The 11,051-nt window shown below is 53.4% G+C and carries 13 protein-coding genes; 10 read left to right on the top strand and 3 right to left on the bottom strand.

The window, feature by feature from the left end:
- Positions 1–28: 28 nt before the first annotated feature.
- Entirely contained in the window at positions 29–409 is a 381-nt protein-coding gene (locus tag OCV80_RS14495; protein WP_119311720.1) for a winged helix-turn-helix transcriptional regulator, read from the bottom strand.
- Between the two features lie 381 nt (positions 410–790).
- Here OCV80_RS14495 and OCV80_RS14490 point away from each other — a divergent pair, with 381 nt between their 5' ends.
- The 7 genes from OCV80_RS14490 to OCV80_RS14460 all read left to right on the top strand — a co-directional run bounded on the left by OCV80_RS14490 (position 791) and on the right by OCV80_RS14460 (position 6,814).
- Positions 791–1,324, top strand: a complete 534-nt coding sequence (locus tag OCV80_RS14490) for a nitroreductase family protein (RefSeq protein WP_158629751.1) — start codon at positions 791–793, stop codon at positions 1,322–1,324.
- 19 nt (positions 1,325–1,343) lie between these two features.
- Positions 1,344–1,673: a DUF1904 family protein gene (locus OCV80_RS14485; RefSeq protein WP_119311722.1), complete on the top strand. Its 330-nt coding sequence runs from the start codon at positions 1,344–1,346 to the stop codon at positions 1,671–1,673.
- Positions 1,674–1,709: 36 nt separating this feature from the next.
- The gene (locus OCV80_RS14480; RefSeq protein ID WP_119311723.1) at positions 1,710–3,374 is read left to right on the top strand and encodes a dihydroxy-acid dehydratase; all 1,665 of its coding nucleotides are present in this window, start codon (positions 1,710–1,712) and stop codon (positions 3,372–3,374) included.
- A gap of 41 nt (positions 3,375–3,415) precedes the next feature.
- Positions 3,416–4,486: a TRAP transporter substrate-binding protein DctP gene (gene dctP / locus OCV80_RS14475; RefSeq protein ID WP_119311724.1), complete on the top strand. Its 1,071-nt coding sequence runs from the start codon at positions 3,416–3,418 to the stop codon at positions 4,484–4,486.
- 85 nt (positions 4,487–4,571) lie between these two features.
- Positions 4,572–5,111: a TRAP transporter small permease gene (locus tag OCV80_RS14470; RefSeq protein WP_119311725.1), complete on the top strand. Its 540-nt coding sequence runs from the start codon at positions 4,572–4,574 to the stop codon at positions 5,109–5,111.
- A complete protein-coding gene (locus OCV80_RS14465) occupies positions 5,108–6,400 on the top strand; it encodes a TRAP transporter large permease (RefSeq protein WP_119311726.1) in 1,293 nt (430 codons plus the stop codon). The genes OCV80_RS14470 and OCV80_RS14465 overlap by 4 nt, the downstream gene beginning before the upstream one ends.
- 27 nt (positions 6,401–6,427) lie before the next feature.
- Positions 6,428–6,814: a RidA family protein gene (locus OCV80_RS14460; RefSeq protein ID WP_119311727.1), complete on the top strand. Its 387-nt coding sequence runs from the start codon at positions 6,428–6,430 to the stop codon at positions 6,812–6,814.
- 547 nt (positions 6,815–7,361) lie between these two features.
- Here the strand turns inward: OCV80_RS14460 and OCV80_RS14455 are convergent.
- Both OCV80_RS14455 and OCV80_RS14450 read right to left on the bottom strand, forming a co-directional pair.
- Complete coding sequence (locus tag OCV80_RS14455) at positions 7,362–7,538, bottom strand: hypothetical protein (RefSeq protein ID WP_267288516.1); 177 nt, start codon at positions 7,536–7,538, stop codon at positions 7,362–7,364.
- 409 nt (positions 7,539–7,947) lie between these two features.
- Positions 7,948–8,712, bottom strand: a complete 765-nt coding sequence (locus tag OCV80_RS14450) for a hypothetical protein (RefSeq protein ID WP_119311728.1) — start codon at positions 8,710–8,712, stop codon at positions 7,948–7,950.
- An 805-nt stretch (positions 8,713–9,517) separates the two neighbouring features.
- Between OCV80_RS14450 and OCV80_RS14445 the strand changes: the two genes are divergently transcribed.
- From OCV80_RS14445 to OCV80_RS14435, 3 genes are all read left to right on the top strand, one after another.
- Positions 9,518–9,841 carry a hypothetical protein gene (locus tag OCV80_RS14445; protein ID WP_119311730.1) on the top strand — a complete coding sequence of 108 codons (324 nt, stop codon included), beginning with the start codon at positions 9,518–9,520 and terminating at the stop codon, positions 9,839–9,841.
- Positions 9,842–9,995: 154 nt separating this feature from the next.
- A complete protein-coding gene (locus OCV80_RS14440) occupies positions 9,996–10,199 on the top strand; it encodes a site-specific integrase (protein WP_136891229.1) in 204 nt (67 codons plus the stop codon).
- A gap of 209 nt (positions 10,200–10,408) precedes the next feature.
- Complete coding sequence (locus tag OCV80_RS14435; RefSeq protein ID WP_249390862.1) at positions 10,409–10,771, top strand: N-terminal phage integrase SAM-like domain-containing protein; 363 nt, start codon at positions 10,409–10,411, stop codon at positions 10,769–10,771.
- Positions 10,772–11,051 lie beyond the last annotated feature (280 nt).

Here is an 11,051-nt window from a genome sequence, read left to right as displayed (position 1 = left end):
GGGGCGGGACTCTCGTATGATGAGGCAATCAGTTCAGCGGGGGATTGCGCATGGCGTCCTTATACTGTTCGCCGAAAGTGTGGATGGCTCGCACTACCGGGGTAGCCAGCTCTGCGCCGGTTTCCGACAAGGTGTATTCCACTCGGGGCGGGATCTCGTGATACATGGTACGGATAATCAGCCCGTCTGCCTCCAACTCCTTGAGCTCCGAGGAGAGCACCTTGGCGGAGATGTTGGGAATCAAATCTACAAAATCACTGTAGCGTAGATGGCCGCCTTTAGACTCAAAGGCCAGCAGATAGAGAAGCAACAGCTTCCACTTGCCTCCCAGTACAAGCAATGAACGCATGACGGGGCAGGTGACGATGTTCACTGCCTCCCGGTGATTGGTGATTTTATCTCTGGCCATATACCAAAGACCTCCTTCTGCCTGATGTCAGTTTGAAACCAGTATAATGGAAGTTTTCAAAAAATCAAGTCCTCGAAAAATAGGGTATTTCTGTAAACCGGCGAGGAGGCTGGCAGAGTTCCAGGTTTTTCCTGACGTTTTCGTAGGAAGTGACAAAGTTTTGCGTTAGATTTTGGAAGCGGCTACGGCAACGGGTCATAAAGCGCGCCAATAAAATTAGCCAAAATCCACAAAAAACAGCAGTGCTTCGGCCAAAATTAAGTAATATACTAACCAAAAAGTAACTAGATTGGCAAAAAGTGCGGTCTTACTTTTCACTAAGAACCTGTTATGATGGTGTCAAAGAAAAGCCATGGCAAATACATACAAAGGAGAGGTTTTATGGTGACCAATGAAGTTCTCAATACAATCCTAAGTCGCAAAGGCGTAAAGCAATACAAGTCGAATCCTGTGCCCCGGGAGCTACTGGAGGCCATCGTGGCAGCCGGTATTGCGGCCCCCAACGCCTTCAACCGGCAGGCGTGGCATTTTTCTGTGATAACCAACAAAACCCTGCTGGAGGAGATCGACGCAGAAACCAATCACCGCTTAGGGGATGAAGAAGGCTACCATTCCCTGTACGGTGCGCCGGTTCTGATTGTCATCTCCTCGGCCCGGGACAATAACTTTGCAAAGCAAGACTGCTCCGCCGCCAATGAGAACATGGCCCTGGCCGCCAAGTCCCTAGGACTGGCCTCCCGGTATCTGGATGTACCCAACCTGTACACTAATACCCCGGAGGGCGCCGGGTGCAAGGAGATGTGCGGAATTCCCAAGGACTATGACACAGTGTGCTTCTTGTGCCTGGGATATTCCGATGATATTAGCGAACAGCCCACGCCAAAGCGAGGGGATGTCGTAAATTATGTAGACTAAGGAAAGGAGGATCAGGATCATGCCGAAGATTGTTATCAGCGGGATCAGCGAGGAGGTGGTACGCACGGTTGCCCCCCGGCTGATCCCTGCCGTGGCAGAGGCGCTGGCGTGCCCCGTGGAGTGGATTTCTTTTGAATATGTACCCTCTGTATACTTTGCGGCAGAGGCAGACAAGGAGCGCTGCCCCATGGTGGAGATCTACTGGTTCAAGCGACCTGTGGAACTGATGCAGAAGATTTCCAGTATCTTCTCCGAAGAATTGTCCCGGGTTGGCATCAACCGGGTGATTATTCAGATCATTGATACCCTGCGGGAGAATTATTTCGATTTGACCTACGGTGCCAAATAGCCTCATTCTATATTATATTTACAGGAGGATTGATCCATGAGCAGCAATGAGTGTGCAGGACTCCAGACCCAGTACGATGTGTTCTCTCTGGACAAAGCCGAGACCTTGGCCCTTCTCCATGGCTGTGGCTTTTCCTATGAGGAGCTAAAAAAGCCCCGGGTTGCCGTGTTCAATACCCTCAACCCCATGAACCCCGGGCACATCCACCAGGGTGCTATCGCCAAGGCCGTGGCGGAGGGCGTCCGTGAGGCCGGTGGCCTGCCGGTGGAATTCAATGGCACCAACCTCTGCGATAGTATGCTGGAAAATCAGAAGTACACCCTACCCAGCCGCGACCTGTTGGTCAATGATATTGACCTGATGGTCAGCTATCACCGGATGGACGCACTGGTAATGATTGGCACCTGCGACAAGGTGCTACCCGCCTTATTGATGGCCGCCGGCCGTCTGAACCTGCCCACGGTGATTGTTACTGGCGGCTACATGAAGCCTGGTAACTACCGGGGCGAGAATGTGGACTTCATCGACATAGGCCCCAACAAGACCCGCCTGCGGGACGGCAAAATCACTCAAGCCGACTTTGACGAACTGGTGGACGTGTCTGTTCCTGGAGGCGGCGCCTGCTGCATGATGGGCACCGGCAACACTATGGCCATTATCACCGAGGTCATCGGCATGTCTATGCCCGGCAACTCCAGCACCCCCGGCAGAAGCCAGGAAATGCAGGAGTTGGCCAAGGCCGCCGGCAAGCAGGTCATGAAGCTCTATGCCAAGAAGATCACTGCCCGACAGATCATCACCAAGGAGTCCATCACCAACGCCATCAAGACCTGCATGGCCATCGGCGGCTCCGGCAATACCATCATCCACGTTCCCGCTGTGGCCACCGAGTCCGGCATTGAGATGAACTTCAGCGACATCTATGCCGCCGCCAGCTTCGAAATTCCCCTGCTGGTGGGCGTCCGTCCCAACGGCCCCTACAATATGGATCAGTATGCCAAGGCCGGCGGCACCCAGGCCATTCTCCACGAGCTACGGAAGCACCTGGATACCAACTGCATGTCGGTAAATGAAAAGACCATCGGCGAAAATATTTCCGGCCACGAGATTCTGGCCCCCTCCATCATCCACCCCCTGTCCAATCCTCTGGACAATCAAGGCGGTCTGGCCCTGATGCGGGGCAACCTAGTTCCCGATGGCACCTATATCAAGCAGTCCGCCGTACCGGAGTGCCTGATGAAGCTCCGGGGTCCCGCCCATGTCTTCAACAACATGGACGATGCCAACAACGCCCTCCTCAACCACGAGATCAAGGCTGGCGAGATTGTCATCATCCGCTACTTGGGTCCCAAAGCTTCCTATGACTCCGCCTACTGGTTCACCTCCCAACTCAAGGGTAGCGACCTTTATACCAAGGTGGCTGTGATTACTGACGGCTGCCTCTCCGGTGCCGCTTCCGGTGCCAGCTTTCAGTTCGCCGCGCCTGAAGCAGCCCTTAACAGCCCCCTGGCCGCCGTACGCAACGGTGACATCATTGAATATGATATCCACGCCAGAACCATGAACGTGGAGCTCACCGATGAGGAAATCCAGCAGCGCATCTCCGAGCTCACCGGCGAAGAGTACCCCCACTTCACGGGTTATCTGGGTATTTATCAGAAGGGATGCATCTCCATTTCAAAAGGTGCCGTGCTCCGCTGATCTCTCCACTACCACACACATTATAATTGGAGGAAACGAACATGAACAAAACATGGAAAGAGCTCCTGTGCATGGTTCTGAGCGCCGTTATGGTGCTGGGTCTGGCAGCCTGCGGCAGTAGCAAGGCCGAAGCCTCTGCAGGTGACGGCGATAGCACCAGCGGCGATACCGCTGCTGATTCCATCGTCCTGAAGATGTCCACCGCCCAGCCTGAGGAGCACATTGCCTCCCAGACCGCCCTGCGCTTCGCTGACCTCATTGAGCAGGGCACCAACGGTGCCGTCACCGTGAAGATGTATTTTGCCAACTCCTTGGGAGCTCAGGACGTCATCGTTCAGGGCTTGATGGACGGCTCCATCGACCTGTCCTTGGAGTTTATCGACTCCACCTACAACCCGGTCTTTGAGGTGCAGAGTCTTCCCTTTATCGCCTCCAACTTCGATGAGATGGAATACATCTTCTCTCCCGGCTCCCAAGTGTATTCCCTAGTTGACAAGGGCTTCAGCGACATCGGAATCAAGCTATTGGGCGTCTACTGCGAGGGCCTGACTGGCGTGTCCTGCAAGAACATGCCCGAGTCCTATAACACTTGGGATCAGAAAAAAGAACCCATCCGTGTGTGGAACTCCGCCGTGGCTAAGGCCGGCATGACCGCTATGGGCTACAACACCGTGGCCATGACCTGGTCTGATACTTACAGCTCCATCCAGACCGGTATCGTCAACGGCTCCGTGGGCCAGACCTCCCTGGGCGTGTACACCAACCTGCGTGACGTTGTTAACTATTTCATCCCCTATAACTTCGGTGCCGAGTTCGTGCACCTGGCCATGAGTTCCACCTCCTGGGGCAAGCTTACTGCAGATCAGCAAAAGGTGGTGCAGGACGCTGCCACCCAGGTCTGTAAGGAAATCTTCGACTCCGCCGAGCAGACTGAGGCTGATGGTTTCGCTATGCTGAAGGAAGCTGGCATTGAGGTTCTGGAACTCAGCGATGCTGACCGCAGTGCCATTGCCCAGCATGTTCGTGAAGAAGTCTGGCCTGCCCAAGAAGAGATTCTGGGCAAGGAGGCCATGGATGCCATCTATGCCGACCTGAAGGCCTGCGCAAAGTAAATAAGACTCCCTAGGATATGGACCATCAGGCTGATTCTGCGCTCCGGCGTGGAATCAGCCTGGTGAAAGAAAGGAGAAAACGCATATGGAAAAGCTGGACGCTTTCACCAGATATTTGGGTAACTGCGGCCTGTTCCATTTCTTTGATGCGATTCAGAAGTGGGTTCTGGTATTCACCGGTATTATTGTCTTTGTTCTGACCATCGCCACTGTGTTCCTGCGCTATGTCCTGACCATGAACGTTCTGGGGCTGGACGAGATTATTCTCCTTGTTATTTTCTGGCAATACTTTATCGGCGCAGCCCAGGGCAGCCGGGAGGATTCCCAGATTAAGGCCGACATGGTCAGCACCGTTGTGAAAAATAAGACTGTGGTGGCCTGGTGCCACCTGCTGGCCCGAATCATTGAGTGTGGCGTCATCGGTGTTTGCATCAAGTGGTCTATAGATTACATTCTCAAGGATATGTCCGTCATGCCCTATACTGTGGTGCTCTCCATCCCCCTAGTGCTCTCCCATGCTGTGATGTTGGTGGGTTTTGCCCTGATGCTACTCTATCACATTTACTGGTTACTGACGGAGCTCGTCAACGTTGGTACGCTGAAGAAGGAGGAACAGCAGGCATGATTCATGTTGGAATTGCCATTGCCATCCTGATGGGTTCTCTGTTATTGGGCGTCTCCATTCCCTTTGCCTTTGGCGCAGGTACGATTTACATGTATACCATGCTGGGTGGCACCTTTGCCACCACTTTGCCGGTGGGCTTCAACGGCATCAACACCATGGTACTACTGGCCATTCCCACCTTCATCATGGCCGGCGGCTTCATTGAAAAAGGCAAGGTTGGCGATGAGCTGGTGTCCGTGGTAGAAATGCTGGTGGGGCGCTTCCGGGGCGGACTGATGCTGGCGGTGTCCTATGCCTCCGCCATCTTCGGCGCCATCTGCGGTTCTGCCGCTGCCACCTGCAGCTGTATCGGCTCCATTATGGCTCCCAAGCTGAAGATGGCCGGCTACAGCAAAGGACTCTCCGCAGCCCTGATTTCTTCCTCTGCCCCGCTTGGCCTGCTGATCCCCCCCAGTTCCCTGATGATTATGTACGCTTGGGTTTCCGGAGAATCCGTGCTGGCCTGTTTCCTGAGTACTGTGATCCCCGGTGTCTGTCTTGCCACCTTGCTGGGCGTGGTGGGTATGATCCTAGCCCAGCGAGAGGGCGTGCAGCCCCTGGAGAACTGGGTGCCCATCTACTCCGCCCCCGGTCTGAAAAAGACTTGGCACGCCACGCCGGCCCTGTTGCTACCGGTGATTATCCTAGGCGGTATTTACGGTGGCGTCATGACCCCCACCGAGGCAGCCTGCGTCTCAACCCTGTATTGCATTCCCGTGGCCATTTACATCTACCGGGGCATGAAGTGGAGTGACGCGCCGGAAATTCTTAAGGAAACCGGCACCACTACTGGTGTCATTATGGTGATGCTGTTCTTTGTGAGCATGCTGAGCCGGTACTTCATCTATGAGGATCTTCCCGGCGCCCTGGTAGATATGATCTATCTCTTTACCACCAACAAAAATGTCATTCTGCTGATGATGAATGTGTTCATGATTATCATGGGTATGCTGATGGATGACGGCTCCGCCCTGCTGCTCTCCACCCCCATTCTGGTTCCCATTGCCAAGGAAATCGGCGTGAGCCCTATCCACTTCGCAGCCATTCTGGGCGTGAATCTTGGTATGGGTAATGTGACGCCGCCCTGTGCCCCCATGCTGTATCTGGGTGCTCGGGTGGTGGGCACCGACGCCAGCCACTCCATGAAGCCCACGCTACTGCTGATTCTCTTTGCGTGGTTGCCAACGCTACTAGTCGTCACCTATGTTCCCGGTTTCTCCCTGTGGCTGCCCAACATATTTGGGTTCTGAGCCGAGAAAAATTACGGAGGAATTTCTATGGAAAAGATTACGAAAATCGAAACCGTTGAGGTGGCCATTTCCCGAAATGGCATCTCCCAAGCTGTTCGCTTCGGCAATGTCCTCTTCGTTTCCGGGCAGGTGGGGGAGGACATCCAAGGCAACATCCCCAAAGGTATTGAGGCTCAAGTAGAGCTGGCTATTGAAAATGCCCGTCGAATTCTCCGAGCTGCTGGCTCTGATTTGGATAAGGTGCTCATGTGCCGATGCTTCCTCCAGAAGCAAGAGGACTTTGCCGGCATGAACCAGGTGTATTTCAAGTATTTCGGCGACGCCAAGGTAGGCCCCGCCCGGTATACCGTAGTGGCACCCCCGGTAGCAGACTGCTATCTCTTTGAGATAGCTATGTTCGCAGTAGTGGAGTAATTTACGGGAACCTCATAAAAGCGCCCCGTCGGGCGAATGATATGAACTGGGCCAGTAAAAGTGGACAATAGAGAAAATGCCCCCTGTGTAGGAGAATAAACCTATACAGGGGGTGTTCGTACGTCAAGAGAAAATGCGCGCATATCCAGAAATTTGAGAAGGGAACTCTGGCTATGCGCGAGACAGGAGCAACGCGTCAATAGTTATGGGGGAACACCTTGCTCCCCGCCACGCCCGCAAGGCCGCACAGCTTTTTCATCTCTACCAGATACATTTCCAGGACAGGCGCTTTCCGTCTCTGGTGAGAAAGATCTCACCGGAGACGATCTTTTTCATTTTGGCGTATTTTCAGTAGCCTGCGGCAGAGCTTTTGCGGCAGTAAGATTGTCCAGCCTAGCCCTTCATGGCGATCTGTGCCACGCCTGTCCCGGCAGCCTCCACCGTGATATACCGCACCTCGTTGCCCCGGATGCCAGTAGCGCAGATTGTCTCTATCAGCAGTGCCAGGCGGTCCCTGCCGAGGCCCGGATCGCCGCCAGCATGGCGTTCACCGACTCCAGCCGGTATTCCAGGCCGGACAGCCCCTCTTCCAGGCGGACAACAGTTCCTTGGTAGTCTTCCAGCCCGCCGCCCACTCGGCAAATCCCCGCAGGGAACGCAGGTACGTCTCGATGGTCCCCGATTCCCGCTCGTCGCGGCACAGAAATTCCGCAAACCGCTCCATTGTTTTTCCTTCATCATATCAGAGTCTTCCTGCTATCATACGACCGGAAGTCTTCACAGCTTGTTGATAGAACTGTCCCTTCCAGAAAAATATTGCAAGCGGATCAGATAGTTGCTTCTTTCTCAACTATTGGGGTGCGATGGTGTCTACCGCGCCCCAAAATGTCTGTCATAATCACTGTGGAGTCCACGCCCTTGTATACGAATCCCAAACGGGGATATAGTAGCTCAGTACGTTCTGCATATTTGCCATAGGTTGATTGCAGTGGTCATTTGTGTGAGCACTATAATAAAGCAGTCCTGCCATCGTTACTGGTAAGTGAAACGCTCGACAACATCATGCCAGACAACGCAAGTAACACGATCTTCCGTTGAAATATCGCTGTTCGTCTTATTGGTCTCGGACTTACTTATACTGTTTCAGAGAAACTGTAATATCGCTGAGACTGGAAACTCCCTTGGCATAGATGCCGAAGGCCAGTGTACTCTCCAATTCCTCCGCACTGTCGGCGATATAAAAGGTTCTGGCCAGCGTTTCGCCCGCGCCAATGTCCACTTTCAAATCCGCCCAGCGTGAGCGTCCTGCCCGCAGTCGCGGTCTGCATCGCGGAGCCGTTGTTGGTCACAGTCAGCGCAATGTAGTTCCCATCTTTGGGGTAGAAGTTGGATTCCAGCGAATAGCAGCAGGTGGTCTGGAGCTTGGTGTTGTCCTGAATTATGCCGCTCAAAGACTTGCCGGCGGCCTTGACTGGATCGATCTCCGTAAACGGGCCGTGGACGCCTCCAAGTACGGGCGTTGTTGCGTTAGCAGGGATACTCCCATCGCCCCTCTTTCCACCTACGACCACATAATCCGCAGGGGCCGCGCCAAGATTGACCCGGTTTTTCTGACTGTCCCGGCGCACTTCAATGCCGAGCAGTTTGGAGATCTGGCGGATGGAGAGATAATTGGTCTTGTCCTCGGCAACATCCACATAGATAATGACCGATGGTACCCCCTGCCCATTGGGCGCTTTGCAAGTTTCACCGGCAAGGACCTTATCCTCACCGAACAGAGATATCCCGGCCTGGTTGTATTCCACCCGGCTGGAAGCTGCAAACACGCTGCCCACAAGGGAAGCCACCAGAAGCATCGCCGCCATGCCCGCAACAAATGATCCGTACTTTTTTATCATGAAACCTCCATTGTCTGTTTTATATAGCGAGCATCTTAAACTTCTATTATGCAAATGCAGAAGGAGGTTCTTTCTTTACATCTCTTATATTTTTTCTGTTTTCGCCAAAGAAACGCTCTCAGTTATGTGCAAAATATCCTCTTAATCAAGATGTGCGTCCACACAGAATTAGAGGTTGCTACTTATGTCAATACATGTAACTGTGCTTTGCTGTTTTTTCCAATTCTCTTCCAAAAACAGTTGTCCATCCAGGCCATTCACTGTGACCGGAATAATTTCTGCGCTTTCCATGGCAAAATCACTCGTGGCCCCCTCCTGCATATACACGTAGTCCAAGTATATCGTTTTTTTGAGTTCTTTATTTCGATAGGTGTTGCAAACATAGTTTGGAAATTCTTCTCGTTAACTCTCAATTTCACCATATCCCTCCAGTAAGTCCGTAATTTCATACCAAGGCATATCTCCGGCAATCTGTTCTCCCGAATGTCTGTACGTGATATGTGTCTCATACCACTCCACAACCCGGCGCACCACCGCGGCCCGCACCGTTTGGCTGACCGCCATCAAGCTCCCCAAGCTCAACGAAAACACAAGCAAGAGCATAACAGCCTTTTGTCTCACGCTTTTCCATACCGGTCGTGCCCGCTTTCGCGCGCACTTCAATGGGCCTGTCAGCATCGCCGTCATCTGCCGCCGATACCGGGGCGATTCTGTTCCAGTGGGCGGCAGGTTCCCACCTGTTTGGTAGGCCACGTAAGTCCTGTGATGCAAATCAAAGATAAAACCCTCGGAGGTGAAACCTACAATGGCAAAACGCAGGCCGTCCGGAAACAGCATGGTCCGCAAGCGGGAGAACGGCCGCTGGGAGGGCCGCATCGTGGTGGGTCGCAAGGAAAACGGCGACCTCATCTTCCGCTACACCTACGCCGACACCCAAAAAGAACTGACCGCAAAGCTCCGGCAGGACATCACCGCCTATCAAGGCGTGGATCTGACGGAGGAGTGCAGAATGCCCCTCTCGGAGTGGCTGGACCGTTGGCTGGAGCAGATAACATCCGTCCTCCAGTCCAGCACGCCGGAACACTACCGCAGTGACATGGAGCACCACGTCAAACTGTACTTGGGCTAGAAGAAGTTCACACAAATTACACCGACAGACCTGCGGACGCTCTATGACACCTTAAAACAGCGTGGCAGAATCCATCCCCGCCCCGGCCAGAGCCGTGGGTTATCCAACACCACGGTCCACGGCATCCACACCACCGCACCATGCGCTGAAGTCTGTGGTAGACCAACGGCTGCTGCCCCACAATCCTGCTGACCATGTGGCGCCGCTCAAGGTGGCTCACAAGTCCATGACCATCCTGAACGAGGAGCAACTGGATGCTTTTCTGACAGCGGTGAAACAGGATGCTGTCCGGAAAGCCTTCTTCTACACGGAGCTAACCACCAGCCTGCGGCTGGGTGAGATCTGCGGACTGATGTAGTCTGACTTCGATTTCAGAAAAGGAACACTGAGTGTCAACCGAACCATCCACAAAGAAAAGGGCTGGCAACTAATGACCGGAGATACCAAGACCTACGCCGAAACCAAAAAAATCGTCCTGCCTGACAGCACCGCAGAGTTGTTACGAATCCGAAAAAATGTTCCTACTCCGTATGGTTCTTTCCCAACCCACCCAAACCAGAAACACCTATGAATCCCGCCACTGCTTATCATCAACTGAAAAATATCCTTGCAAAAACCAAGTTGGAGTGCGCAGCAAAGCTGGCACAGCTCTGGGATGCGCTGAAAGAACCTACACTAGACCAACCTAAACCCGAAATCTTGCTGGCGGACTGGCTGGATCTCTGCTATCAAGAATATAAAAAGCCAAATCTCCTCCCAAACACGCAAATGTCTTATGAGCGGCGGATCTATCAGCATATCATCCTAAAGTTAGGACAAATCCAACCGGACAAGTTGAACACCACAGACATTCAGGAATTCTATGTGTCCCTTAAAAAGGACGGCAGGCTGATCCGAGTTGAGTTCTACGGCAAAGGGCTGTCAGATTAGGCCGTTCGCAGCATCCACACGACTTTCCACGCTGCTCTGGACAAAGCTATGGAGGAAAACCTGATCTTCCGAAATCCTGCGGCTGGTTGCAAGCTTCCCTCTGCCAAGCCCAGAGAAATGAAGGTCCTGATACCGGAGGAAATCCAGCGGTTACTGATCCAGGCCAGAGAGGGGCTGCTATGAACTGCTCCTGCCGGAACTGTCCACAGGCCTGCGCCGGGGTGAGATCTGCGCCCTTCAGTGGAATGACCTGAATCTTAAAACCGGGGCACTCCAAGTG

Source organism: Oscillibacter acetigenes, assembly GCF_025567605.1.
In the GTDB taxonomy this organism is placed as follows: domain Bacteria; phylum Bacillota; class Clostridia; order Oscillospirales; family Oscillospiraceae; genus Oscillibacter; species Oscillibacter welbionis.
This window is presented reverse-complemented; position numbering and strand designations above follow the sequence as displayed.

Bases quoted from the DNA above. Each gene is read 5' to 3' on its own strand.
- OCV80_RS14460 (WP_119311727.1), top strand. From the start codon at position 6,428: ATGGAAAAGATTACGAAAATCGAAACCGTTGAGGTGGCCATTTCCCGA.
- OCV80_RS14490 (WP_158629751.1), top strand. From the start codon at position 791: ATGGTGACCAATGAAGTTCTCAATACAATCCTAAGTCGCAAAGGCGTA.
- OCV80_RS14470 (WP_119311725.1), top strand. From the start codon at position 4,572: ATGGAAAAGCTGGACGCTTTCACCAGATATTTGGGTAACTGCGGCCTG.
- OCV80_RS14445 (WP_119311730.1), top strand. From the start codon at position 9,518: ATGGCAAAACGCAGGCCGTCCGGAAACAGCATGGTCCGCAAGCGGGAG.
- OCV80_RS14480 (WP_119311723.1), top strand. From the start codon at position 1,710: ATGAGCAGCAATGAGTGTGCAGGACTCCAGACCCAGTACGATGTGTTC.
- OCV80_RS14435 (WP_249390862.1), top strand. From the start codon at position 10,409: ATGAATCCCGCCACTGCTTATCATCAACTGAAAAATATCCTTGCAAAA.
- dctP (WP_119311724.1), top strand. From the start codon at position 3,416: ATGAACAAAACATGGAAAGAGCTCCTGTGCATGGTTCTGAGCGCCGTT.
- OCV80_RS14495 (WP_119311720.1), bottom strand. From the start codon at position 409: ATGGCCAGAGATAAAATCACCAATCACCGGGAGGCAGTGAACATCGTC.
- OCV80_RS14465 (WP_119311726.1), top strand. From the start codon at position 5,108: ATGATTCATGTTGGAATTGCCATTGCCATCCTGATGGGTTCTCTGTTA.
- OCV80_RS14485 (WP_119311722.1), top strand. From the start codon at position 1,344: ATGCCGAAGATTGTTATCAGCGGGATCAGCGAGGAGGTGGTACGCACG.
- OCV80_RS14455 (WP_267288516.1), bottom strand. From the start codon at position 7,538: ATGGAGCGGTTTGCGGAATTTCTGTGCCGCGACGAGCGGGAATCGGGG.
- OCV80_RS14450 (WP_119311728.1), bottom strand. From the start codon at position 8,712: ATGATAAAAAAGTACGGATCATTTGTTGCGGGCATGGCGGCGATGCTT.